The organism is Qipengyuania sp., from assembly GCF_048550555.1.
Classification (GTDB): Bacteria; Pseudomonadota; Alphaproteobacteria; order Sphingomonadales; family Sphingomonadaceae; genus Qipengyuania.
This window is the reverse complement of the sequence record NZ_JBLYYF010000037.1, coordinates 64821-87983: the sequence shown is the minus strand read 5'-3', so window position 1 is coordinate 87983 and position 23163 is coordinate 64821. Positions and strand designations below refer to the sequence as shown.

The following is a 23163-nucleotide window of genomic DNA, read 5'->3' as shown; positions in this document are numbered from 1 at the left end:
CCGAAGCCGGAGAAGGCGTTCACTGGCTCACCTCGGCGGCCACGGCCACGGAAACGGCCGGGCGCGCGAGACGATCGGCCAGACCCTCGGCGGCGGCGGCCAGTTCGCGGCGCTCGGCATGCGGCCTGGTCTCGGGCTCGTCGCCATCGTCGATCCACTCGGCGAACAGGCCCTCGCTCTCGGGGACAGGGCGGTTGAGCGCGACGCGCACCGGCGCGGGCGCGTCGATACCGCGCGGCGTGCCCAGCGCGGCGAGCTGGCGTTCGTTCTCGAGATACTGGTCGGCGCGCGGCGCGGCGTAGCCGAATTCGACCGCGTTCCAGTCCGAAAGCTGCTGCTGGCTGGCGCGCGTCTCGAATTCGGTCTCGAGCATCAGCTTGGCCTGCTGCGCGGCGATGATCCGGCGCTCGGCCAGGCGCACGTCGCTCTTCACCGCATTGACCTTGAAGGTCAGCGCGAGGAGCAGAGCGAAGCAGACGGCCAGCACCAGCGCCCAGCCGATCTGGCGAATGCGCGAACCGCCGACCATCACGCGGCCTCCCGTGCCGGAGTGGCCGTACGCGTGGCATGGCGCAGGACCGAGGAACGGGCCCGCGGATTGCGCTCGATCTCGGCCTCGCCCGGCTTGATCGCCTTGCTGACACGAAAGAAGACCGGATCGTCCTGCGCCGCCATGGGGACGTGACGCGAGGCGCTCGGGGTTGAGGATGCCTCGCGCAGGAAGCGCTTGACGATCCGGTCTTCGAGGCTGTGGAAGCTGACCACCGCAAGGCGGCCCCCTTCACGCAGCAGGTGTTCGGCAGCCGACAGTGCTTGGGACAGTTCGTCGAGCTCGCCGTTCACGTGAATTCGAATGGCCTGGAAGGTACGGGTGGCCGGGTCCTTCTTGTCGTGCGGCTTGTGGCCCAGCGCCTTGCGCACGACGCGGGCGAGTTCGCCGGTCGTCTCGAGCGGGCGCGCAGCGACGATCGCGCGCGCAACGCGGCGCGACTGGCGTTCCTCGCCATAGGTATAGAGCACGTCGGCGATCGCCTTTTCGTCCGCCGTATTGAGGAAATCGGCGGCGCTCTCGCCCTCCTGGCTCATGCGCATGTCGAGCGGGCCGTCGGCGGAGAAAGCGAAGCCCCGATGTGCCTGGTCGAGCTGCATCGATGAGACGCCGATATCCATCACCACCCCATCGACCTGCGCGACGCCCGCCGACGTCATGACGTCGAGCATTTCGGAGAAGCGGTGCGGGTGCAGCACGAGGCGCGGCGGTTCCTCGCTCGTTTCGGCCCAGGCCCGCCCGGCGGCGATCGCATCGGGATCGCGATCGAAGGCATGGACGGTCGCGCCGCGTTCGAGCAGCGCCCGGGTATAGCCGCCGGCGCCGAAGGTCGCGTCGATCACGACGTCGCCCGGCTGCGGGTCGAGCGCCTCGATCACCTCGTCGAGGAGGACGGGGATATGCGGGGCGCCGGTCATTTGCCGCCCCCTTTCCCGGACTTGGCCTTCGCATCTGCGAGGAAGCTGTCGCAGGCGGCTTTCGCCCCTGCCCAGTCGTCGCCCATCTGGGCGAGCTCATCGGGATTCCACAGGGTGAAGAAGCGGCCGCCGCCCTGGAAGTAGAGCCCGTCCTCGATTTTGCCGAGCGCGCGCAGGTGCTCGGGCATGACGAAACGTCCGCTGTCGTCGAAGGGCAGCTCCTGGAAGCCGAACAATTGGCTCGAGCGCGTGTCGCGGTCGTATTCCTTGCCGAGACGGGCGGCGAGTTCTTCCTCGCGGTCGAGCTGGGCTTCGAGTTCGGGCTTGCGCGAGAGGCCGAAGCCGACGAGGCAGTTCCAGCCGGGGTGTTTCATCAGGCACAGGACGCGGCCGTCGCTGCTGTCCTTCACTGCCTTGCGGAAGAGGGGCGGAAGCACAAAGCGGCCCTTGTCGCCCGCGGGCGAATAGGCCTGACCGCTGTACCCTCCGAATGCCACTTTCCCCGAACCTCTAATAGGGTTTCACTTACCTCCCCACCGCACAGACTTTCCCCACGCCCAGGCGAACGGGCGAGTCGCCTCGCCTGCTGGCGGAGCGCGCAGTGACAGTGCTTGTCCGATGTGAGGCCGGTTTATCGCGGGTCTGCGGGGGATGGAAGGGAAAATTGCGGGATTTTACGGGATAACCAGCCAACTATTTGTTTTTAAGGTATATTTTCCCGGACACAATATTCGTAGTGGTTACCGAATGGCTAACGAAGGCGCTGGAAAGGCACGGATTTTCGAAAGGGGCGCGGGATTTCCCGCGCATTCCCCGAGTCACTCCCGCGAAATCCCCGATCAGTCGCCGGGAGTGTCGCCGGCGGTGAGCGGACGGAGCAGGCTCCACAGCGCAGCCTTGCGTCCCACGGGTGCGGGACGGGGCCCTTCCCAGTCGAGCAGCGCGGCGTCGGCCAGCACCACGGCCGTGCCGTCGCCGATATCGCATCGGGCGATCAGGCCGGAATCCCGAACCTGGCACACGCGGTCCTGCCCGCCGCCATCCCGCGCCGCCAGGTGCCCGGCGAGATTTATCGGGATGGGAATGCCGTCGATGTCTGCGCTGCGTTCGCCCGCGGGCTGGTCTTCTTCGAAGCGCAGCTCGAGGCCCCAATGCGCGAGGATGGGAGAAAGCAGGACGACGTCCTGCGGGCGGCGCCTGTCGCCCAGCGAGTAGCGCGAATGGCGCGTCAGCATGGGGTCGGCGAGGATCACCGCTCGCCCGCCCTCGGCGAGCCACTGGTCGAAGGAGACATTCTCCGACGGCGCGAGCGCGCGCGGCTGGGCGAGGACGACCCGGTCGAGCCCGGCGAGCGCCTCGGGCTCGAGCGTGTCGAGCGGGACGAGGTCGAAGCGGCTTTCCAGCTCCTCGCGCACCCAGTCCTTCTCGTCCGCCCCGTCAATCACGGCGGCGATATCGCCCTCGCCCCAATAGATCGGCAGGGTCGAGAAGAGCCCGACCCGCGGCTTCGCCACCGCTTCCTCGCTCGCCGACCCCGCCGAGCACGCGGCGAGGAGCACGGCCAGCGATGCAGCGAGCACCCTAATCGGCGGGCTGAGCGGCATCGGAAGCGGTCGGCGTCGCGGTGGTGGGCATCACGCCCGGCTGGGCGGTGGGCTGGGCCGGCAGGTCGGGCACCACGCCGGCCTCGACCAGCGGATCGTTCTGCGTTGCCGCCTGGGTCGGCTCGGTCGTCGCCGCCGCCGCGGGCACCGTGGTCGCATCGGTTTCGGCGGCGCGGTTCTGGATGATGCTCGCCAGTCCGACGAGCAGGATCATCATCACGATCCCGGTGATCCCGATCTGCAGGCGCTGGATCGTCCGTTCGCGCCGGGCATCGTTGCCGGGCACCTCGGGCAGTTCGCCCACCGGCGGCTTGCGGCTCATATCGAAAAATTGCGGCACGCGCATAAGCCTAGGGACCACCGCCTGCCAGTCAATCGCCGGATTGCAACCAATCGAAGACGGGCAGGTTCTTCGCCGCCAGCCATTCGGGATTGTAGAGCGTCGAGAGATAGCGGAAACCGGTGTCGCACAGCATGGTGGCAACGCGCGGGTTTTCGCGCCCTTCGGCGACCAGCTGCTTGCCCAGTGCGACTGCGCCGGCGACATTGATCCCGCTCGACAGCCCGAGGCACAGCCCTTCCTCGCGCAGCAGGCGGGCGACCCAGGCCAGGCCTTCCTCGTCAGAAATGCGGAACTGCGTGTCGATCGGCGCGCCTTCGAGATTGGCAGTGATCCGGCCCTGCCCGATCCCTTCGGCGACCGAGGAGCCCTCGGCCTTCAACTCGCCATGGGCGTAGTAGTTGTAGAGCGCCGCGCCGTGCGGATCGGTCAGCGCGATGGTGACATTCTCGTCGAGTTCCTTGAGACCCATGCCGACGCCGGCGATGGTGCCGCCGGTGCCCGCGGCGCAGGTGAAGCCGTCGATGCGGCCGTCCATCTGCTCCCACAATTCCTTCGCCGTGCCCTCGATATGCGCCTTGCGGTTGGCGGTATTGTCGAACTGGCCGGCCCAGATCGCGCCGTCGATCTCGTCCGCCATGCGGCGCGAGACGTGCTGGAAGTGGTTGCAGTCGGCGTATTTCGTCGGCGGAACGGTGACCAGCTCGGCGCCGAGCGCGCGGATGGTCTGCATCTTCTCGCGGCTCTGGTTGTCGGGCATCACGATGATCGTGCGATAACCCAGCGCATTGGCCACCAGCGCGATGCCGATGCCGGTGTTGCCGGCGGTGCCCTCGACCACCGTGCCGCCGGGCTTGAGGTCGCCCCGCGCCTCTGCATCACGGATGATGTAGAGCGCGGCGCGGTCCTTCACGCTGGCGCCGGGGTTGGCGAATTCGCATTTGCCGAAGATGTCGCATCCGGCCTCCGCGCTTGGCCCTTCGAGACGGACGAGCGGGGTATTGCCGATAAGGTCGAGCGTCTGCTCGCGTACGGGAATTGCTGTCATGGTGTGCGAGTTAGGCGAGCGGACCTTAACCCGCAAACAACATCAATCTTCAGGCAGGAAAGCAGGATTCCCTGTCGGGTGCGCCTTCGACATCCGCCGAAGGCTTGCGGCACCAGCCCACTCCCCATCCGGCCACCCGATGAGCATGATCCCGTGGGTGGCCGGGTGGGGGAGTGGGCTGGTGCCGCCGCAAGGGACGCACGGATGCGCTTCACGCACGCAGCAAATCAATCCTCGGGAGCAATCGTAACCTTCAGCCCGTCGAGCTCCGCCGTAAAAGGGATCTGGCACGACAGGCGCGAGGTCGCTTCGCGGTGATCGGTCGATTCGAGCAAATCGTCCTCGTCCTCGCTCATAGCGGGCAGCTTGTCGGCGAAGGCCGCGTCGACATGGACGTGGCAGGTGGCGCAGGAACAGCAGCCGCCGCACAATGCGAGCAGTTCGTCGAAGCCGTTGTCGCGGATCGCTTCCATCACGGTCAGGCCGTCGGCGACGTCGATTTCGCTGGTCTCGCCTTCGCGGGTGGTGACGATCAGTTTCGGCATGTGCGTCTTTCCTCGGTTGCAAAGGGCCACTAGCCCAACCTATGCGTCGCGCTGCTATTCAATCGGGACGGGGAAGGCAAGCGCGCTCGCCATGGGTCTGACCAATGCACAATTGCGCGAGCATCTCGATGCCGTCGCCGCCGAAGACGCCGTGGTCGCCGCGGCGATCCAGCGCTGCGGCTATCCCGAGGAGCGCATCCGTCCGACCGGCTACCGGACACTGCTGCGGACTATCGTCGGGCAACAAGTCAGCGTCGCGGCCGCCGCCTCGGTGTGGACCAAGCTCGAGGCCGAGCTGGGCGAAGAGATGCATCCGCACGAACTCCTCGCACGCGATTTCGACGCCTTGCGCGCCTGCGGCCTCTCGCGCCAGAAACAGGGCTATGCCCGGAGCCTGTGCGAGCTGGTGGCAAGCGGCGAACTGCAATTCGACAACCTGCCCGATGACGATGAGGCGGCCATAGCCGAACTCACGCGGATCAAGGGCATCGGCCGCTGGTCGGCGGAAATTTACCTGCTCTTTGCCGAGGGCCGTCAGGACATCTGGCCGGCGGGCGATCTCGCGGTCCAGGAAGCGGTCGGCCGCCTGCTCGAGTTGCCCGCGCGACCCAGCGAGAAAGAAACGCGCGCGCTGGGCGACAAGTGGCGCCCCTATCGCGGCGCGATGGCCATCTTCACCTGGCACACATACAACAACGCGGCGCTCTAGAAACGCGGTCCAGCGGGCGGTCCTTCAGCAAGCCGTGGCTTATCTCCGCGGTGTCTCTGCCAGCACGGCCAGCGATACATTGCCCAGCGTGCGTGCCGCCAACCAAGGCGAAACCGAATACATGATCTCGCGCGGGACACCGGCCACCTTGGCTGCCAGAGAGCGCCGTCCCGAAGGGTAACGGAACGCCGGTGAGTAGCAATAATCGATCGTGCGCAAGCCTGCCCGTGCCACGATATTGAGCGCGGCTGTGGGGGTGAGAAAGATCAGATGCCCGGGATGCGAAAGCTTGGCGCGATAGGAATCGCGGAAGGAGTTCAGCCAGGTATCGTCGAGCGGAATGTGGAACAGCATGTAGCGCGCCTTGTGCGAACAGCTCGCGATGAAGCCTTCGGGATCCGGCACGTGTTCGAACACGTCGAACATCGTGATCAGGTCCACATCCGTGCCCACCTCGGTGAAATCGCCCCTGACGAACTTCGCCCCCTTGAAAGGAATCGACTCGACGTGAGGTCCCAGGTCGTAACCGGTCACCTCGAAGTCGCGCGAGAGCAGTTCGGCGATCGCGCCAGACCCGCAGCCGACATCGGCGACCGTCCTGATGCTCCGTCCCTTCAGCAGCGGCGAAACGGCCTTGATTTTGTATTCCGAATCCTCAGTATGGCGGCCCTGATCGTTGAAATATTCGCCGGTCGTATATTCGTTCATCGATTAGCACCTGCATCCCTCGACGGATTACGGGGATCAATCGCGCGGTAGCCAGAGCATTGCAAGGCAATATTCCGGCGGGGCAAGGGAATAGTGGAAATGTCAGTGCGCAAGGCGATCTTCATCACGGGGGGCGGATCGGGCATCGGCCGCGCGGTAGCGATATATTTCGGCCAGCGCGGCTGGTTCGTCGGGCTCGGCGACATCGACAAGGCGGGCATGCGCGGTACCGAGGAAATGATCGGCAACGGCTTCGTCTATTCGCATGTCCTCGACGTACGCGACCGCGCCGCCTGGGACGAGGCTCTCGAGGCATTCTCGGTCGCGGCCGGGGGCCGGATCGACGTGGTGTTCAACAACGCCGGCATTCCGCTCGGCGGATCGCTGCTCGAAAACAGCACCGAGGAGATCGAGCGCTGCCTCGACATCAACCTCAAAGGCGTGCTGTTCGGCGCGCAGGCGGCGCATCCGCACCTCAAGCAGACCGCGCCGGGATCCTGCCTGCTCAACACCGCCAGCGCCGCCGGCATCTACGGCACGCCGGGCGCCAGCGTCTATTCGGCGACCAAGTTCGGCGTCCGCGCGGTGACCGAGAGCCTCGACGGCGAATGGGCCGAGGACGGGATCAATGTCAGGAGCCTGATGCCGAGCTTCATCGACACGCCGCTGCTCGACCACAATCCCAATGCCCGTTCGAACGAAGGCATCCGCCAGCGGGTCACCGAGGCGGGTCTCGAGATCACCCCGGTCGAGGAAGTCGCCGCCGCCGCCTGGGCCGCGGTCCATGGCGAGAAGCTGCACACTACCGTCGGCAAGACCGCCAAGAGCATGGCCTTCGCCGCGCGCTGGCTGCCCGGCCGGGTGCGCAAGCAGACGCGCTCGTCCTTCCGCCCGCTGGGCCAGTAAGCGCATCCGAGGAGTCGCAAAGATGCTGAAAGCCATGATCTCGGGCGCCGCGCTGGCGCTCGCCCTCGCCGCTCCCGCCGCAGCCCAGCTGGCGGACGGAGAACCTCTGGTCGTCGCCACCACCTACACGGTGAAGACCGCAATCCTCGAGGGCGAGAGCCGCAAGGTCAGCGTGCGCCTTCCGACCGGCTATGACGAGGAGCCCGAGCGGACATATCCGGTGGTCTATGTCCTCGACGGCGGGCCCGAGCAGGATTTCGAGCACATCGCCGGGATCGCGCAGAGCCGCGACATGAACTGGTCGTTCGAGCCCTTCATCCTCGTCGGGATCGAGAGCGTGAACCGGCGCCACGAACTGGCCCCGCCGGTAGTCGACCCGAAGCCCTACGAGGAAGCCATGGGCGCCACGCCCGGCGGTTCGCCCGACTACCGCCGCTTCCTGCGCGAGGAGCTCAAGCCGCTTGTCGAAGCGAGCTTCCGCACCGACGGGCACGACGCGATCATGGGGGAATCGCTCGCCGGCCTGTTCGTGATCGAAACGCTGCTGACGGATCCCACGCTGTTCGACGACTATATCGCGATTTCGCCCAGCATGTGGTGGGAACGGATGAAATTCGGCAAGGAAGCGGCGAGCTATCTCACCAAGCATCCCGCTGGCGAGCGTCGCCTCTATCTCACCAGCGCCAGCGAGGGCGACTGGCACCGCGAGGGGACCGAAAGGCTGATCGCGGCGCTGCGGACCGACGCGCCCGATGGGCTCGAATGGGCATTCGTGGAGGCCGGGGATACGGAAACGCACGGCACCTTGTACCACCCCATGGCGCTCGACGCGTTCCGCCTGCTCTACGGAACCCCGACGCGCGAGTACAAGAGCTACCCCCTGATCGGCGGCCCGGAAATCACCGAGCGCACCGCCGAGGAGCAGGCGCTGCTCGATACCGAGTGCACGCGCGACAACAGTATCGCGATGACCCCGGGCACCGCCGAACGGGCGCGCGAAAGCCTCTACTACCGCTGCCTGCTGCTGGACCTCGGCCCGCGGGCGCGCGAGGGGACGCTAGGCGACTAGCGCGTCGATCTTGCGCGCCATCTTGACGTCGCGCAGGCTGAGCCCGCCCGCGTCATGCGTGGTCAGCGTGATTTCGACGCGGTTGTAGACGTTGAACCATTCGGGATGGTGGTCGCGCGTCTCGGCGATCAGTGCCACCCGGGTCATGAAGGCGAAGGCTTCGGAGAAGTCGGCGAACTCGAACTTGCGCTCGATCGCCTTGCCCTCGCGCGCAAGCGCCCAGCCGGTCAGGCCGCGCAGCCAGCTGTCGCGTTCTTCTTCGGTCAGTTGCTCGACGGTCATGGTGAGCGAATCTCCTCTGCTTGTCGCTGCGGGCGCTTTTGCCTATCGCCCCTGCCCATGCAAGCTCGCCTCGTCGCAAAGGATATAGCATGCCGCCGCGGCGAGCGGCTGCTGTTTCGTGGCTTCTCGCTCGAATGCGACAGCGGCGCCGCGGTGCAGGTCACCGGCGCCAACGGCATCGGCAAGTCGAGCCTCATGCGGATCCTCGCCGGGCTGCTGCGCCCCTTCGCTGGCACGGTCGAGCGCGACGGCATGATGGGGCTGGTCGACGAACGGCTGGCGCTCGACGCCAATCTGCCGCTCGGACGCGCGCTCGCCTTCTGGGAGGATATCGACGGCTGCCGCGAGCCGGGCCGCGCACTCGAAGTGCTGCAGCTCGCTCCGCTGATGGAGGTGCCGGTGCGCTACCTCTCGACGGGGCAGAAGAAGCGCGCGGCGCTCGCGCGGCTGATCAATCGCAATTGTCCGATCTGGCTGCTCGACGAGCCGCTCAACGGGCTCGACAGTCAGGCGCAGAAGGCCTTTGAGGCGCTGATCGCGCTGCATTGCCAGGGTGGCGGCATTGCCGTGGTGGCCTCGCACCAGCCGATCGCCCTCCCCGCACCGCGCACCATCGACCTCGCGGAGTACGTCGCGTGATCGGCGTGCTGCTGCGCCGCGATCTCGGGCTGCTGCTGCCTGGAGGGCGCGGCGGCGGCGGGGTTCTGCCGCTGCTGTTCTTCCTCGCCGTCGCGATGCTCTATCCTTTCGCGGTCGGGCCCGATGCGCAATTGCTGGCGCGGACCGGCGGCGGGGTGATCTGGGTCGCCGCGCTGCTCGCGGCGATCCTCCCGCTCGAAAAGCTCGTCGCCGGCGACATGGAGGCGGGCGTGTTCGACCAGCTGCACCTGCGCGGCGTGAGCGAGGAACTGGCGATGGCGGTCCGGCTGCTCGCGCACTGGCTCGCCTTCGCGCCGCTGCTGCTGCTCGCCACCCTGCCCGCCGCCGCCCTGCTCGGACTGTCGGGCGAGACCACGCGCGCCGTGCTGCTCGGCCTGCTTGCCGGGACCCCGGGTCTCGCCGCGGTCGGCCTCGCCGTGGCCGCACTCACCGCCACGCTGCGCGGCGGCGCGGCGCTCGCCGGCCTGATGGTGATCCCGCTCGCCGTGCCGATCCTGATCTTCGGCGCGGGCGCGCTCTCGACCACCGGCGAAGGCGGGATCGCGCTGGCCGCGGCGATCAGCCTTGGCCTCTGCGCGGCCGCGCCCTTCGTGGCCGCGGCCGCCATCCGTTCGGCACGCGAGGGGTGATCGCCGGGCGATAATATGCTTTGAAGCCAGTACGACAGTCCAGCCGGGGGGGAGAAACGGATTTGGGTGCCCAGAAGGAGCCGCATGGCGGCGAGCTGAAGAACCTCTATCTCAGCGACGAGGACGCAGCCGAGGAAAAGGCGCGGTCCAAGGACTGGCCGAGCTGGGACCTCACGCCCCGGCAGCTGTGCGACATCGAGCTGCTGCTCAACGGCGGCTTCTCCCCGCTCGAAAGCTTTCTCGGCAAGGCCGATTACGACAGCGTGGTGGCCGGCATGCGGCTCGCCGATGGACTGCTGTGGCCGATCCCGATCACGCTCGACGTCTCGCAGGACTTTGCCGACAGCGTAAACGAAGGCGATGTCATCGCCCTGCGCGACCGCGAGGGCGTGCTCGTCGCCACGATGACGATCGCGGACAAGTGGACGCCCGACAAGCGCAAGGAATGCGAAGGCGTCCTGGGCACGACCGACGACACCCATCCCGAGGTCGACCGGCTCCTCAACCACTCGGGCCCCGTCTATCTCGGCGGCAGGCTCAAGGGCGTCCAGGCACCGCGCCACTTCGACTTCACCCATATCCGGCATAGCCCGCGGGAAATGCGCGATCTCTTCGCCAAATGGGGGTGGCGCAAGGTGGTCGCGTTCCAGACGCGCAACCCGCTCCACCGCGCGCACCAGGAACTGACCTTCCGCGCCGCGCGCGAGGCCGAGGCCAACCTGCTGCTGCACCCGGTGGTCGGGCTGACCAAGCCGGGCGATATCGACTATTTCACCCGCGTGCGCTGCTACGACCGGCTGATGCAGCACTATCCCGAACAGACCAGCACGCTGAGCCTACTGCCGCTCGCCATGCGCATGGCCGGCCCGCGCGAGGCGCTGTGGCACGGGATCATCCGCAAGAATTACGGCTGCACCCATTTCATCATCGGCCGCGATCATGCCGGACCGGGCAAGGATGCGAAGGGCGAGGATTTCTACGGCCCCTATGACGCGCAGGATCTGTTCGTCGAGCACCAGGACGAGCTCGACATCAGCCTCGTGCCCTTCAAGCAGATGGTCTATGTCCAGGAACGCGCGCAATACGCCCCGGTCGACGAGGTCGAGGACCACGAAACGCAGCTCAACATCTCGGGCACCGAACTGCGGCGGCGGTTGAAGCACAATCTCGAACTTCCAGAATGGTTCAGCTTTCCCGAGGTGGTCGCGGTGCTCCGCGAACGCCACCCGCCGTTGACCGAACAGGGATTCACGCTGTTCTTCACCGGCTTCTCGGGCAGCGGCAAGTCGACCATCGCCAATGCGGTGATGACCAAGCTGATGGAAATGGGCGGGCGGCGCGTGACGCTGCTCGACGGCGACGTGGTGAGGAAGAACCTGTCGAGCGAGCTCGGCTTCTCGAAGGAACACCGCAATCTCAACATCGAGCGGATCGGCTTCGTCGCGAGCGAGATCACCAAGAACGGCGGCGTCGCGATCTGCGCCCCGATCGCGCCCTACCGGGGCAGCCGCCGCGTGGTGCGCGAACTGATCGAGCCATTGGGCGGGTTCCTCGAAATCCACGTCAACACGCCGCTGGAGGTGTGCGAGGCGCGCGACCGCAAGGGCCTCTACGCCAAGGCGCGCGCGGGGGTGATCAAGGAGTTCACCGGCATCTCCGACCCCTATGAGGAGCCGGAGAACCCCGAAATGCGGATCGACACCACCGACATCACCATCGACCAGGCCGCGCAGCAGGTGCTGCTCAAGCTGGAGAAGCTGGGGTATCTGGCTTAGAGACCAACCACTGGCATCACCCCCGCCTTGAGCCGGGGTGACGTTAACGGCAAGAGCGGCCGCGCCTCAATAAGGCGGCTGGTGCAGGCCCTTGGGGCTTTCGGTGAAAATCTCAACTCCGTTCTCGGTGATCCCGATCGAGTGTTCGAACTGCGCCGAGAGCGACTTGTCGCGGGTGACGGCGGTCCAGCCGTCGCCGAGCACCTTGGCATGCGGGCGGCCGGCGTTGATCATCGGTTCGATGGTGAAGAACATGCCGGGCTTGATCTGCGGCCCGGTGCCCGCGCGCGCGGCATGGATCACCTCGGGCGCATCGTGGAACAGGCGGCCGAGCCCGTGGCCGCAGAACTCCTGCACCACGCCATAGCGATACTGGCGCGCATGCGCCTCGATCGCGGCGCCGATGTCGCCCACGCGCGCACCCGGCTGAGAGGCGGCGTCGATCCCCAGCATCAGGCATTCATAGGTCACCTCGACCAGCCGCCTGGCCTTGATCGAGGGTTCGCCGGCGAAGAACATGCGGCTGGTGTCGCCGTGCCAGCCGTCGAGCAGCGGGGTCACGTCGATATTGACGATGTCTCCGTCCTTGAGCGCCTTGTCCGACGGAATGCCGTGGCAGATCACGTGGTTGATCGAGGTGCAGCAGCTGTGCGCATAGCCGCGATAGCCCATGGTCGCGGGTACCGCCCCGGCATCGAGCGTCATCGTCCTGACGAGATCGTCGATCTGCCCCGTGGTCACGCCGGGCTGGACGAAGGTGGTCAGCTCGTCGAGGATTTCGGCGGCAAGGCGCCCGGCCTTGCGCATGCCCTCGAAGCCGTCGGGGCCATGGAGCTTGATGGTACCGTCGCGATAGACGGTTTGGTCGCTGTCGATCACCTGATATTCGGTCATGCGCGCCCACATAGCGATTGTCCGGGCATTTTGCGAGCGCGCTAGTGTTTGACGCTGAAGGCCCTTGCATATTCGGGCTTCACCGCGTCGAGAACCGAGGCGGTGACCGGAAAATCGAGTTCGTAGTCGCCTTCGGCATAGGCGCCGGCGACATAGGGACCGAAATAGACCGTGATGCGGTCGAAGGTCTTGCCGTTGGACGAACCGATCAGCACTTCCGCCTCGTCCAGGCCGGGGCACTTGTCGAACATCTCGTCGCTGCCTTCCTCCACCGGCGCGCCGCGGCGCTTCTCCCGCGCCGTGTTGAGCGTGTCGCACAGCCGCTTGCCCAGCCCCTGCTCCAGCGCCACGGGCGAGTTGAACAGCTCGATGCCCTTGACAGCCCGGCCGGTCTCGCGATCCCAGACCAGCGATTGCACGCCATACATGCCGTGCGCGCCGCCCGAATAGGCCGACAGATGGCCCGAAAGGCTGAGGAAGCGCGGCAGGTCCGCGACCACCTTCCATTCCTCGGCGGCGCTGTGCTGGCGCGGTGTCCAGTCCTGCCCTTCGGCCGAGACCCAATCCTCGTCGGCTTCCTCGCGCAGTCCCGCGAGCATCGCGTCGGAGCGCTTTCCGAGATACTCGGCCAATCCGGGCTCGGCGGCGACCGCGGCGGGCCAGGAATAGGCGAACTGGTAACGCTCGGTTTCCTGCTCGACCGAATGGGCCTCCGGCGCGGGAGCGGCACTCGCCTCGGCCTTGGCGGTCGCGGTTTCGCTCACTCCGGCCTTCTCCGCATAGTCGGCGCCGTCGGAACAGGCCGCACTCGACAGGGCGAGCGAAATCAGGAACAGGGGCGCACGCATCGCGGTTTCCTTTGCGAATGACGAATTGATCAGGGGCGATTTTCGATATGGCCGACAAGCAGCCGCTTATCCAGCCCGACCGGGGGCAAGAGGCGATTTCCATCCACCTCGTCAACCGCGACGGCTTCGCGGGCTGGGTAAAGACTCTCTCCGCCAGCCAGCGCGCCGCGCTGGAAGCGCAGAAGTTCGACGGCGGCGGCTATCAGGTGGGAATCGTGCCCGACGGCGATAGCTGGTTCGCGGTCGGCGGCGTGGCCAATCCCGACGAACTCTCGAGCTGGTGCATGGCGCGGCTCGCCGAGAGCCTTCCGGCGGGGACCTATCGCCGGGCCCAGGGCGAGCCGGGCCCCGCGCTGCACGGCTGGCAGACTGCACAATATGTCTTCGATCGCTACAAGCAGCCCGAGCGCCCCGTCGGCCCGCGTGTCCTGCTGACCAGGGAGGTCAAGGCGATCGATCCGGCGATCGCCGAGGCGGAGGCGGTGTGCCTGGTGCGCGATCTCGTCAATACCCCGGCAGAGGACATGGGGCCCGCAGCGCTCGAGGAGCAATGCGAGGCGCTCGCCAGACGGCATTCGGCCACGCTCAAGGTCACCAGGGGCGATGCGCTGGAGCAGGAATATCCGATGGTCCATGCCGTAGGTCGCGCCGCCGCGCGGCATCACGCACCGCGCATCATGCAGCTGAGCTGGGGCAAGGAGGGCGATCCCGTCCTCGCGATCGTTGGCAAGGGCGTATGCTTCGATTCGGGCGGGCTCGACGTGAAGAGCGCCACCGGCATGCTGCTGATGAAGAAGGACATGGGCGGCGCGGCGCATGCGATCGCGCTCGCCGGCCTTGTCATGGGCGCGGGCCTGCCGGTCCGCCTGCACCTGCTGGTACCCGCGGTCGAGAACGCCATCAGCGGCAACAGCTTCCGCCCCGGCGACGTGCTCAAATCGCGCAAGGGGCTGACCGTCGAAATCGGCAATACCGATGCCGAAGGACGCCTGATCCTCGGCGATGCGCTCCAGCGCGCGAGCGAGGAAAAGCCCGAACTGATCCTCGATTTCGCCACGCTGACGGGCGCCGCGCGGGTCGCGCTCGGCCCCGACTATCCGGCGCTGATGACGCGCGAGGATACGACCGCCGAGGCGCTGATCGCGGCGGGCAAGGCGCATGACGACGAACCCTGGCGCCTGCCGCTGCCCGAGGCCTATCGCGAATGGCTCAATTCGGACATCGCCGATACCTCCAACGCGCATGCCAATTCCTTCGCGGGGGCCAGCGTCGCCGGGCTGTTCCTCGACAAATTCGTGGGCGAGGGGATCGACTGGGCGCATTTCGACACCTTCGCCTGGCGCCCGCAGGCCAAGCCGGGCCGGCCCAAGGGCGGCGACGCCTACGGCCTGCGCGCCGCCTGGCACATGCTGCGCGCGCGTTTCGGGGGAGCCTGAAGGCCGCCGCCTTGCCTGAAGGGCCGCGCGCGGCTAAGCGCCCGCAACACTCACAACCGGATTTGCAAGACAGCGTGACTGCTCCCGCCAGCTATTCCCTCCCCGAGAGCACCGTCGGCCTGAAGGGCCCGGTCGACAGGCCCGCGCCGGGAACGCTTCCGCTACGCGGCGACCTGGCGCATGTCGCGCTCGCCGAACACTATCTCGCAGCGCATTACGTGATCCCTCAGTCGCGGCAGATCGGCGATGCGCCCGCCGTGCTTAAGCTGAACATGCGCGACGATGCCGAGGACGGCGCCACTCTGGCGGCGGGCCAGGCGATCGAGTTGCTCGATTGCGCCGGCGACTGGGCGTGGATCGCCTGCGGCCCGCAAGGCCCGAGCGGCTATGTCCGGCTCGGCCAGCTCGCCCCCTCCAGTGATGCATAAGGTCTTCATCGACGGGGCGGCGGGTACCACCGGGCTCGAAATCGCCGGACGGCTTGCAGGACGCAGCGAATTCGCGCTGCTTACGCTCGACGACGAGCGGCGGAAGGATGCCTCGGCGCGGCGCGAGGCGCTGAACGAAGCCGACATCGCCATCCTGTGCCTGCCGGACGAGGCCGCGCGCGAGGCGGTGGAGCTGCTCGATCCGGCCAGCGGCACCCGCGTGATCGATGCCTCTTCGGCGCACCGCACCACCGAAGGCTGGTGCTACGGCTTTCCCGAACTGGTCGGTAGCGAACGCGTGGCGGCAGCCCGCCGGGTCAGCAATCCCGGCTGCTATCCCACGGGCTTCCTGGCGCTGATCGCACCGCTCGTGCGCGCGGGCCTGCTGCCCGCCGACTGGCCCTACACGGTCAATGCGGTGAGCGGCTATTCGGGCGGCGGCAAGGCGCTGATCGAACGCTTCGAAGCCGAAGGCGCGCCGGCATTCCGCGCCTATGGCTACGACATGGCGCACAAGCACCTGCCCGAGATGCAGACGCATGCGGAACTCGCGCATCCCGTGCTGTTCGCGCCCGCGGTCGTCCCCGCCTATCGCGGCATGGTGGTCGAAGTGCCGCTGCACCTTGGCGCAATGGCGGGCGAGCCGCATGCCGACAGCCTGCGCGATGCGTTGGCGGAGTTCTACGCGGAATCACCGGTGGTGACGGTCCGCGAAAAGAGCCCTGTGGACGAGCTCCTGCTCGAACGGAGTGCCGCGCCCGACGACGGGTTGGAGCTGTTCGTGTTCGGCAACGATGGAGGCTGGAATGCCCGCCTCGTCGCGCGGCTCGACAATCTCGGAAAGGGTGCGAGCGGGGCTGCGATCCAGAGTCTCAACCTGATGTGCGGCGTCCCCGAAACCGCCGGCCTCAGGCTACCTACTGCCTAAAGTTTGGGCATAGGCTGATCGAAGGATAAGCAGCCTCGATCGCCTGTGCGAAGGGGATTGCTCCAGCGCCCGCCCAGCGATCGCAATAATTGCGCCAAGGGCGTTTGGCGCGCACCGAAACTTCGTCTACCCCCGGACCGGCCCCTTGGCATGATTCTTGGATTGAATCGCGCGAAGGATCGGGTTCCACATTTCCGGGGGTCGGAGACGACGTGAAAAAGATCGAAGCGATCATCAAGCCCTTCAAGCTCGACGAGGTGAAGGAGGCACTGCACGAAATCGGCGTGTCCGGCATCACCGTGACCGAAGCCAAGGGTTTCGGGCGCCAGAAGGGCCACACCGAACTCTATCGCGGGGCCGAATATGTTGTCGACTTCCTGCCCAAGGTGAAGCTCGAAGTGGTCGTGTCCGACGCCATCGCCGAACGCACCGTCGAGGCAATTGCCGCCGCCGCCCAGACCGGACGGATCGGCGACGGCAAGATCTTCATTTCCACGATCGAAGGCGCGCTGCGCATCCGCACGGGTGAGCGCGACGACGACGCCATCTGACGACCCGCGGGGGCGCCCCTGCAATTCCAATTTCCAGTTCAAACGGAGGCAATACCAATGTCGAGTGCAAAGAAGGTCCTGAAGCAGATCGAGGACGACGGTATCGAGTGGGTCGACCTGCGCTTCACCGATCCCAAGGGCAAGTGGCAGCACCTGACGATGGTTGCGAAGACGCTGGACGAAGACCAGCTCGAAGACGGGCTGATGTTCGACGGCTCGTCGATCGCCGGCTGGAAGGTCATCAATGAATCCGACATGATCCTGAAGCCCGACCTCGAGCGGGTCTATGTCGATCCCTTCAGCGCCGAACCGATGATGATCCTGTTCTGCGACATCGTCGAACCCTCGACCGGCGAATGGTATTCGCGCGACCCGCGAACCACCGCCAAGCGCGCCGAAGCCTTCCTCAAGTCGACCGGGATCGGCGACACCATCTATGTCGGCCCCGAAGCCGAGTTCTTCATGTTCGACGATGTCCGCTTCGAAGACGGCTATGCCGGTTCGGGCTTCACCCTCGACGACATCGAGCTGCCGACCAACAGCGGACGGGAATACGAGAGCGGCAACCTCGCCCACCGCCCGCGCGCCAAGGGCGGCTATTTTCCCGTCGCCCCGGTCGACAGCGCGGTCGACATCCGCGGCGAGATGGTCTCGACCATGATCGAAATGGGCCTGCCCTGCGACAAGCACCACCACGAAGTGGCCGCCGCGCAGCACGAGCTCGGCCTGACCTTCGGCACGCTGGTCGAAACCGCCGACAACATGCAGATCTACAAGTATGTCGTGCACCAGGTCGCGCATATCTACGGCAAGACCGCAACTTTCATGCCCAAGCCGATCAAGGACGATAACGGCAGCGGCATGCACACCCATATGTCGATCTGGGACGGCGGCAAGCCGACCTTCGCCGGCAACCAGTACGGCGGCCTCAGCGAAAACTGCCTCTACTACATCGGTGGCGTCATCAAGCACGCCAAGGCGCTCAATGCCTTCACCAATCCGACCACCAACAGCTACAAGCGTCTGGTGCCGGGCTTCGAGGCGCCGGTGCTGCTCGCCTATTCGGCGCGCAACCGCTCGGCCTCGTGCCGCATCCCCTACGGTGCGGGCGACAAGGCGAAGCGCGTCGAGTTCCGCTTCCCCGACGCCATGGCCAACCCCTACCTCGCCTATGCAGCGCTGCTGATGGCCGGCCTCGACGGGATCACCAACAAGATCCATCCGGGCGAAGCGATGGACAAGAACCTCTACGACCTGCCGCCGGCCGAGCTCGCCGACGTGCCGACCGTCTGCGGGTCCTTGCGCGAGGCGCTCGAGGCGCTCGAGGCCGATCACGAGTTCCTGCTCAAGGGCGACGTCTTCACCAAGGACCAGATCGACGCCTACGCCGAACTCAAGTGGGACGAGGTCCTGCGAGTCGAAACTACGCCCTGCCCGGCCGAATTCGACATGTATTACAGCGCCTGACGCGCTCCGTTCGAACGAACTCGAACGGGAGGAATGGGGCGGCCGGAGCGATCCGGCCGCCTCTCTCTTTGACGTATATAAAAAGGTGCGACTTTCCCGCCACTATGCAGCGCAAAAGTTGCGCAAGTATCGCAAACACACCCTTCCCTTTTGATCGCTTCCGGTCCTAGGATGGATCGATGCGCAACTTGGGGTGCGCATATGCGAACATTTCCTGGAGGGGCTTCGTAATGAAATCTACGTTCAACCGTACCGGCGGCCGTCTGCTCGCGGGTGCTGCCACCATCGCCTTGTCGGCGGTAGCGCTGAGCACGCCTGCTCACGCCATCGTGCCGAACGACAACTATACCCCCGACGATATCGTCGACGAAGACGATACGTTCAGCGGCGTCGGCATGTTCTACCGCGCCGACGGCTTCGTCTGTTCGGGTACGCTGATCAATCCGCGCACGGTCATCTTCGCCGCGCACTGCGTCAACGACCGCGACGCCAGCGAATACAATACCGACAATATTCCAGCCGCTTGGTCGTTCAACGTGGACGCGCTTCCGGGCTTCCAGACCTGGGTCGGCAACGGGTTCATGAGCGATCCCAGCGCGGCCGTGTTCAACGTCAACCGCATCTATTACGACCCGCGCTCGGTCGCACGCCCCGAGGGCCTCGGCTTCCTCGAAGGCGACGTCGCCATCGCCAGCCTCGACACGCCTGCAGCCAATCTGCCGACCTGGTCGCTGCTGTTCTCTCCGCTGCCGACGCCCGACGCGATTACGGACGAGGATGGCACCGGCTATCACGTCAATATCACCGGTTATGGCCGCACGGGTTCGGGCACGACCGGCGCCTCGCAGGGGATCGACTGGCGCCGCAAATCGGCCGAGAACATGATCGGTGCGCTGACTTCTTTCGATGCGCGCAACGCGTTCCTGTTCGGGCCCGGCGTGGATGATCTGCCGCAGGTTCTCTATCGCCTCGACTTCGACGATCCGAACAAGACCAATCCGTTCGACTTCAACCTCTACAAGGATGAACCGCGCGAACGGGAGGGGACGACCGCCGGCGGCGACTCGGGTGGTCCGCTGATCCTCGATGCAGCCAACAACCCGATCACCGACGAAGATCTCGTCATCGCGGTGCTGTCGGGTGGCTCGCGCTTCTTCGGCGCACAGGTTTTCTCGAGCTACGGTACCGAGAGCTTCTACCAGCCGCTGTTCCTGTTCTGGGACTGGATCGCGGCGAACAACCCCTATCGCTACGTTACCGCGACCGCGGGCGACGGCGACTGGGAAGACGCGAGCCACTGGGAAACCACGCTCGATCCGAACTATCGCGTGATCAATGCCGACGGCGATATCGTCAATGGCATTCCGACCACGCCCGGCAACGGCGTCACCGGGGGTGAGCCCAACTGGGGTGAAGTCTGCTTCGACCAGGAAGGCGACAACCCGGGCGAAGGCTGCCAGGACCTAGCCACGGGTGACGACACGCCGCCGGCGCGCAACGCCGACGGAACCGTCAGCTCGGGTATCGGCGAAGTGGGCAAGGATGTCGCCGACGCGCTCGGCGGCGGCGCGCGCACAGTGGCCGCATCCACGGTCGGTCGCAGCGGTCTGGGTCGCGAGGGTATGATCAATGCCCACGAAGCGCAGAACGGCGCGCCTGAATTCTCGGAAGAGCTCGCTCACGGGGGCGGCGCCGAGATCGCCGAGGAAACGCCGCACGACAGCGATGGCGGAAGCCCCGAGTTCTCGGACGATCCGCTGCCCGATCCCACGCTCGACAACGGCCTGCCCGGCGCAAGCGGCTTCGTGCCCGACAATGTCGACCCGATCGTGGATCCCGATCCGACCGTCAATGTGGACCCGCGCTACTTCGACGTGACGCTCGGCAATGCCGGTACCACCACGCTGAGCAGCGATGTCACCATCGACCGCCTCACCGTGCTGAGCACCGCAGGGCTCAACATCACGGCCGACGGCAGCCTGACCTCACTGATCGACGTCAGCCAGTTCGGCGGCACGATCACGGTCGACGGCCAGCTCACCTCGGTCGGCGACTACACCATCTTCGGCGGCGCCCTGCAGGGCGGCGGCACGATCACCGCGCCGTTCGTCACCAACCTGATGGGTGCGATTTCGCCGGGTACGATCGGCGGCATCGACACGCTGACGATCGACGGTTCGCTGGTCCTGGCTTCTGGCTCGACGCTGATGATCGACGTCGGTCCGAACAATGCCTCGGATAGCGTCGCGGTAACGGGTGAAGCGTCACTCGGCGGCGTCGTCGCCGTCGGCGCCGGGATCACTCAGCAGGTCAACGGCAACGGCCAGGTGTACACGATCCTGACCGCGGACGGCGGTTTGACCGGTACCTTCACCGCCAGCGACCTGTCGGCGATCCTGTACCAGAACTTCACCTACACGGACACGTCTGTGATGATGGAGATCTTCGCCCGCAGCTATGGCGGCGTGGTCGACAACTCCAATCTGACCCAGAACTCCTATGCTCGTCTGTTCAACCAGAACCGCAGCAATGCGGCGCTGGCCGATCTCTACGATCTCGACTTCGCCACCGCGGCCACCATCCAGTCGACCTTCGACGGGCTGGCTCCGGTGTCGGAGAGCGCGGTGCGGGAACTGGCGGCACAGTCGTACAACCACCTCGGTTCGTTCAACGCTTCGCGTCTGCGTGAGTCGACGCTGGAGCGGTCGGGTGGCACCATCGCCACGCTCGGCAATCCGATCCAGACCGCACAGATGGAAGTCTCGCGCGGCAGCCAGCCGGTCCTGACCGGGGCATTGGGCCTCGACCAGGGCGATGAACCCACCAGCGTGCGCCAGGGCGCCATCCGCGAGGATGTCGGCATTTTCGTGGCGGGCGGCCTGCTCAACGGCAGCGGTGCTCCGATGCCGGGCTACAGCGGCGATACCGATATCGACGGCTACTTCTTCGCCGGCGGTATCGAGTACTTCCCCAGCGAGAGTTCGATGATCGGCCTGTCGGGCTACTATTCGAATCTCGATGCGGACGTGGCGCTGGGCCAGGAGGCCGACTCGAAGATGTTCGCGGTCTCGCTGTACGGCAGTGCCAAGACCGAAGACGGCTTCGTCATCGATGGCCAGGTCAGCCTGACCAAGGTCGACATGGATACCATGCGGACGGTGGGCTTCCTCGGAACCACGCAGACGCTTTCGAGCGAGAGCAGTGACGGCGGCATTTCCGCCGCGGTCGGAATCTCCTACGACTTCGAAGGTGATTTCGGCACGTTCTCGCCCGGTATCGAGATGCGTTACGCCGACCATTCCTTCGACGTGGTCGAGGAAACCGGCGGCACGCTGGCGCTGCGGATCGACCGCGAGGACTTCGAGAGCCTCCAGGGTCGGATCGGTTTCGACTACCAGAAGACGACCGGCTCGTTCCAGATCGACCTGAACGCCGACTGGGTCCACGAATACGAAGACAGCGTCTATGCCGTCGGCGCGCAGTTCGCTGCGGGCACCGGTCCGGCCGTGCCGTTCCGCGTCGCTTCGACGGACAAGGACTGGGGTGAAGTCGGCCTTTCGGCGCAGTTCGTCAGCGGGTCGGCCAAGTTCGGCGTGGGCGTCGACACGACGATCAGCCGCGACAATGCCAACGCGCAGTCCTATCGCGCGATGGCGAGCTTCAAGTTCTAAGCCAGATCAGGGGCCCAGGCTCCGACAGGAAGGGCCGTCCGGGAAACCGGGCGGCCCTTTCCTTTGGTGCGCTGACAATTGCGAACGGATGCCGTCTGCCTCGCAAGCCGATCCGCGCTCCTGATTGCGGCCCGCACATGCCTCGAACGGTTACGCCGGGATTAACCGGAACTCCGCCCAGCCGGCACCGTTGGAGCCCCAAAGGAGTTATTGGAATGCGTATCTTGGTCGCAGGCGCCGCGGCGATCGCGCTCGCGGCGACCGGAGCCAATGCCGAACCCGGCAAAGGCAAGGGAAACGAACACGGCGGCAAGCACCACGCCGCGGAAAAACCTCAAAAGAACCGCGGCAATGGGGGCGCTGCACGCGCGGACTCGGCCACACGCCAGTCGCCCGGCGCGAAACCCGCCCCCGCGCCTCGCCAGCACGAAGAATTCCGCGGGAGCGGACGGACCGCTGGTCGCGATGACAATCGTCGGGCCCCGCGGCCGGCAGTCCGGGAGAACCGGAGCACGCAGGCGCCGCACACCCGCGCCGAGCGGTACCGCGTCGACACCAGCCGCGATCGCGAGTTTCTCACCCACGACCGCAGTCGCGACATCATAGCCGGGTGCCCGCCCGGTCTCGCACGCAAGAACAACGGCTGCCTGCCCCCCGGACAGGCCAGGAAGAGGCCTATCCGCTCGACCGGCTGGAACGGCTACACCTATCGACCGCGGCTGTTCGGGCTGACCAACTATGCTGCTGGCCCGTACGAATACGCCGGTGGCTACCTGCTCCGCGCCCTCGATGATGGCCGTATCTCCGGCTATATTCCGCTGCTTGGCGGCGCGCTGGCGATCGGCAACGCCTGGCCCTCGACCTACCAGAGCTACGCCCTACCAGACTATTACGTCGACTATTACGATCTCGGGCCGCCCGATTCCTATCGCTATGCCGACAACGTCATCTACCGCGTCGATCCGGAAGATTCCGCCATCGCCTCCGTCGCGGCCCTGCTGACGGGCGACGAGTTCGTCGTCGGCCAGCCCATGCCGCGTGGCTACGACGTCTACAACGTCCCCTATTCCTACCGCGATCGCTATCGCGATACGCCCGATGCCTGGTACCGCTACTCGGATGGCTATGTGTACCGGATCGACCCGACAACGCAGCTGGTCGCTGCAGCAATCGATCTTCTCGTATGAGGTGGCCAACG

24 protein-coding genes are annotated in these 23163 nt (G+C 66.2%); 13 read left to right on the top strand and 11 right to left on the bottom strand.

The window, feature by feature from the left end:
- Positions 1 to 19: 19 nt before the first annotated feature.
- The 7 genes from ACN4E0_RS09270 to ACN4E0_RS09240 form a co-directional block, all read right to left on the bottom strand.
- Positions 20 to 529 (bottom strand): hypothetical protein, encoded by a 510-nt coding sequence (locus ACN4E0_RS09270; RefSeq protein ID WP_419567330.1) that lies wholly within the window; start codon positions 527 to 529, stop codon positions 20 to 22.
- Complete coding sequence (gene rsmH / locus ACN4E0_RS09265) at positions 529 to 1467, bottom strand: 16S rRNA (cytosine(1402)-N(4))-methyltransferase RsmH (protein WP_419567329.1); 939 nt, start codon at positions 1465 to 1467, stop codon at positions 529 to 531. Before rsmH ends, ACN4E0_RS09270 begins: the two co-directional genes overlap by 1 nt.
- Positions 1464 to 1964 carry a division/cell wall cluster transcriptional repressor MraZ gene (locus tag ACN4E0_RS09260; RefSeq protein WP_419567328.1) on the bottom strand — a complete coding sequence of 167 codons (501 nt, stop codon included), beginning with the start codon at positions 1962 to 1964 and terminating at the stop codon, positions 1464 to 1466. The genes rsmH and ACN4E0_RS09260 overlap by 4 nt, the downstream gene beginning before the upstream one ends.
- Before the next feature lie 342 nt (positions 1965 to 2306).
- Complete coding sequence (locus ACN4E0_RS09255; protein ID WP_419567327.1) at positions 2307 to 3071, bottom strand: ABC transporter; 765 nt, start codon at positions 3069 to 3071, stop codon at positions 2307 to 2309.
- Positions 3049 to 3411: a hypothetical protein gene (locus tag ACN4E0_RS09250; RefSeq protein WP_419567325.1), complete on the bottom strand. Its 363-nt coding sequence runs from the start codon at positions 3409 to 3411 to the stop codon at positions 3049 to 3051. Before ACN4E0_RS09250 ends, ACN4E0_RS09255 begins: the two co-directional genes overlap by 23 nt.
- 31 nt (positions 3412 to 3442) lie before the next feature.
- On the bottom strand, positions 3443 to 4459 hold the full coding sequence (locus ACN4E0_RS09245) for a cysteine synthase A (RefSeq protein WP_419567324.1): 1017 nt from the start codon (positions 4457 to 4459) through the stop codon (positions 3443 to 3445).
- A gap of 227 nt (positions 4460 to 4686) precedes the next feature.
- The gene (locus ACN4E0_RS09240) at positions 4687 to 5004 is read right to left on the bottom strand and encodes a 2Fe-2S iron-sulfur cluster-binding protein (protein ID WP_221603199.1); all 318 of its coding nucleotides are present in this window, start codon (positions 5002 to 5004) and stop codon (positions 4687 to 4689) included.
- Between the two features lie 91 nt (positions 5005 to 5095).
- Here ACN4E0_RS09240 and ACN4E0_RS09235 point away from each other — a divergent pair, with 91 nt between their 5' ends.
- Positions 5096 to 5713: a DNA-3-methyladenine glycosylase family protein gene (locus tag ACN4E0_RS09235; RefSeq protein WP_419567322.1), complete on the top strand. Its 618-nt coding sequence runs from the start codon at positions 5096 to 5098 to the stop codon at positions 5711 to 5713.
- A 39-nt stretch (positions 5714 to 5752) separates the two neighbouring features.
- Here ACN4E0_RS09235 and ACN4E0_RS09230 read toward each other — a convergent pair whose 3' ends face one another.
- Positions 5753 to 6421 (bottom strand): class I SAM-dependent methyltransferase, encoded by a 669-nt coding sequence (locus tag ACN4E0_RS09230; protein ID WP_419567321.1) that lies wholly within the window; start codon positions 6419 to 6421, stop codon positions 5753 to 5755.
- A 99-nt stretch (positions 6422 to 6520) separates the two neighbouring features.
- On the opposite strand from ACN4E0_RS09230, the gene ACN4E0_RS09225 reads away from it, so the two are divergent.
- Both ACN4E0_RS09225 and ACN4E0_RS09220 read left to right on the top strand, forming a co-directional pair.
- Positions 6521 to 7327, top strand: a complete 807-nt coding sequence (locus ACN4E0_RS09225; RefSeq protein WP_419567320.1) for an SDR family oxidoreductase — start codon at positions 6521 to 6523, stop codon at positions 7325 to 7327.
- A 22-nt stretch (positions 7328 to 7349) separates the two neighbouring features.
- Positions 7350 to 8396: an alpha/beta hydrolase gene (locus ACN4E0_RS09220; protein WP_419567318.1), complete on the top strand. Its 1047-nt coding sequence runs from the start codon at positions 7350 to 7352 to the stop codon at positions 8394 to 8396.
- Here the strand turns inward: ACN4E0_RS09220 and ACN4E0_RS09215 are convergent.
- Positions 8385 to 8678, bottom strand: a complete 294-nt coding sequence (locus ACN4E0_RS09215) for a 4a-hydroxytetrahydrobiopterin dehydratase (protein WP_419567316.1) — start codon at positions 8676 to 8678, stop codon at positions 8385 to 8387. The genes ACN4E0_RS09220 and ACN4E0_RS09215 overlap by 12 nt on opposite strands.
- 57 nt (positions 8679 to 8735) lie before the next feature.
- Between ACN4E0_RS09215 and ccmA the strand changes: the two genes are divergently transcribed.
- From ccmA to ACN4E0_RS09200, 3 genes are all read left to right on the top strand, one after another.
- The gene (gene ccmA, locus ACN4E0_RS09210) at positions 8736 to 9317 is read left to right on the top strand and encodes a heme ABC exporter ATP-binding protein CcmA (RefSeq protein WP_419567315.1); all 582 of its coding nucleotides are present in this window, start codon (positions 8736 to 8738) and stop codon (positions 9315 to 9317) included.
- Positions 9314 to 9967, top strand: coding sequence for a heme exporter protein CcmB (locus ACN4E0_RS09205; RefSeq protein WP_419567314.1), 654 nt, complete (start codon positions 9314 to 9316; stop codon positions 9965 to 9967). Before ccmA ends, ACN4E0_RS09205 begins: the two co-directional genes overlap by 4 nt.
- A 62-nt stretch (positions 9968 to 10029) precedes the next feature.
- Positions 10030 to 11742 (top strand): bifunctional sulfate adenylyltransferase/adenylylsulfate kinase, encoded by a 1713-nt coding sequence (locus ACN4E0_RS09200; RefSeq protein WP_419567312.1) that lies wholly within the window; start codon positions 10030 to 10032, stop codon positions 11740 to 11742.
- A gap of 66 nt (positions 11743 to 11808) precedes the next feature.
- On the opposite strand, the gene map is transcribed toward ACN4E0_RS09200, so the two are convergent.
- Both map and ACN4E0_RS09190 read right to left on the bottom strand, forming a co-directional pair.
- Positions 11809 to 12636 carry a type I methionyl aminopeptidase gene (gene map / locus ACN4E0_RS09195; protein WP_419567310.1) on the bottom strand — a complete coding sequence of 276 codons (828 nt, stop codon included), beginning with the start codon at positions 12634 to 12636 and terminating at the stop codon, positions 11809 to 11811.
- 41 nt (positions 12637 to 12677) lie between these two features.
- Positions 12678 to 13484 (bottom strand): PdaC/SigV domain-containing protein, encoded by an 807-nt coding sequence (locus tag ACN4E0_RS09190; protein ID WP_419567308.1) that lies wholly within the window; start codon positions 13482 to 13484, stop codon positions 12678 to 12680.
- Between the two features lie 47 nt (positions 13485 to 13531).
- On the opposite strand from ACN4E0_RS09190, the gene ACN4E0_RS09185 reads away from it, so the two are divergent.
- The 7 genes from ACN4E0_RS09185 to ACN4E0_RS09155 all read left to right on the top strand — a co-directional run bounded on the left by ACN4E0_RS09185 (position 13532) and on the right by ACN4E0_RS09155 (position 23152).
- Positions 13532 to 14920, top strand: coding sequence for a leucyl aminopeptidase family protein (locus tag ACN4E0_RS09185; RefSeq protein ID WP_419567307.1), 1389 nt, complete (start codon positions 13532 to 13534; stop codon positions 14918 to 14920).
- A 74-nt stretch (positions 14921 to 14994) separates the two neighbouring features.
- A complete protein-coding gene (locus ACN4E0_RS09180) occupies positions 14995 to 15348 on the top strand; it encodes a hypothetical protein (protein ID WP_419567306.1) in 354 nt (117 codons plus the stop codon).
- Entirely contained in the window at positions 15338 to 16276 is a 939-nt protein-coding gene (gene argC / locus ACN4E0_RS09175; RefSeq protein ID WP_419567305.1) for an N-acetyl-gamma-glutamyl-phosphate reductase, read from the top strand. The genes ACN4E0_RS09180 and argC overlap by 11 nt, the downstream gene beginning before the upstream one ends.
- Positions 16277 to 16488: 212 nt before the next feature.
- Positions 16489 to 16827: a P-II family nitrogen regulator gene (locus tag ACN4E0_RS09170; RefSeq protein ID WP_221603212.1), complete on the top strand. Its 339-nt coding sequence runs from the start codon at positions 16489 to 16491 to the stop codon at positions 16825 to 16827.
- A 57-nt stretch (positions 16828 to 16884) separates the two neighbouring features.
- Positions 16885 to 18294, top strand: coding sequence for a type I glutamate--ammonia ligase (glnA, locus tag ACN4E0_RS09165; protein ID WP_419567303.1), 1410 nt, complete (start codon positions 16885 to 16887; stop codon positions 18292 to 18294).
- Positions 18295 to 18524: 230 nt separating this feature from the next.
- Positions 18525 to 21965 carry an autotransporter domain-containing protein gene (locus ACN4E0_RS09160; protein ID WP_419567302.1) on the top strand — a complete coding sequence of 1147 codons (3441 nt, stop codon included), beginning with the start codon at positions 18525 to 18527 and terminating at the stop codon, positions 21963 to 21965.
- A 215-nt stretch (positions 21966 to 22180) separates the two neighbouring features.
- Entirely contained in the window at positions 22181 to 23152 is a 972-nt protein-coding gene (locus ACN4E0_RS09155) for a hypothetical protein (protein ID WP_419567301.1), read from the top strand.
- The last annotated feature ends 11 nt before the right edge of the window (positions 23153 to 23163 follow it).

Bases quoted from the DNA above. Each gene is read 5' to 3' on its own strand.
- ACN4E0_RS09270 (WP_419567330.1), bottom strand. From the start codon at position 529: ATGGTCGGCGGTTCGCGCATTCGCCAGATCGGCTGGGCGCTGGTGCTG.
- rsmH (WP_419567329.1), bottom strand. From the start codon at position 1,467: ATGACCGGCGCCCCGCATATCCCCGTCCTCCTCGACGAGGTGATCGAG.
- ACN4E0_RS09255 (WP_419567327.1), bottom strand. From the start codon at position 3,071: ATGCCGCTCAGCCCGCCGATTAGGGTGCTCGCTGCATCGCTGGCCGTG.
- ACN4E0_RS09245 (WP_419567324.1), bottom strand. From the start codon at position 4,459: ATGACAGCAATTCCCGTACGCGAGCAGACGCTCGACCTTATCGGCAAT.
- ACN4E0_RS09240 (WP_221603199.1), bottom strand. From the start codon at position 5,004: ATGCCGAAACTGATCGTCACCACCCGCGAAGGCGAGACCAGCGAAATC.
- ACN4E0_RS09235 (WP_419567322.1), top strand. From the start codon at position 5,096: ATGGGTCTGACCAATGCACAATTGCGCGAGCATCTCGATGCCGTCGCC.
- ACN4E0_RS09230 (WP_419567321.1), bottom strand. From the start codon at position 6,421: ATGAACGAATATACGACCGGCGAATATTTCAACGATCAGGGCCGCCAT.
- ACN4E0_RS09225 (WP_419567320.1), top strand. From the start codon at position 6,521: ATGTCAGTGCGCAAGGCGATCTTCATCACGGGGGGCGGATCGGGCATC.
- ACN4E0_RS09220 (WP_419567318.1), top strand. From the start codon at position 7,350: ATGCTGAAAGCCATGATCTCGGGCGCCGCGCTGGCGCTCGCCCTCGCC.
- ACN4E0_RS09215 (WP_419567316.1), bottom strand. From the start codon at position 8,678: ATGACCGTCGAGCAACTGACCGAAGAAGAACGCGACAGCTGGCTGCGC.
- ccmA (WP_419567315.1), top strand. From the start codon at position 8,736: ATGCAAGCTCGCCTCGTCGCAAAGGATATAGCATGCCGCCGCGGCGAG.
- map (WP_419567310.1), bottom strand. From the start codon at position 12,636: ATGACCGAATATCAGGTGATCGACAGCGACCAAACCGTCTATCGCGAC.
- ACN4E0_RS09190 (WP_419567308.1), bottom strand. From the start codon at position 13,484: ATGCGTGCGCCCCTGTTCCTGATTTCGCTCGCCCTGTCGAGTGCGGCC.
- ACN4E0_RS09185 (WP_419567307.1), top strand. From the start codon at position 13,532: ATGGCCGACAAGCAGCCGCTTATCCAGCCCGACCGGGGGCAAGAGGCG.
- glnA (WP_419567303.1), top strand. From the start codon at position 16,885: ATGTCGAGTGCAAAGAAGGTCCTGAAGCAGATCGAGGACGACGGTATC.
- ACN4E0_RS09160 (WP_419567302.1), top strand. From the start codon at position 18,525: ATGAAATCTACGTTCAACCGTACCGGCGGCCGTCTGCTCGCGGGTGCT.
- ACN4E0_RS09155 (WP_419567301.1), top strand. From the start codon at position 22,181: ATGCGTATCTTGGTCGCAGGCGCCGCGGCGATCGCGCTCGCGGCGACC.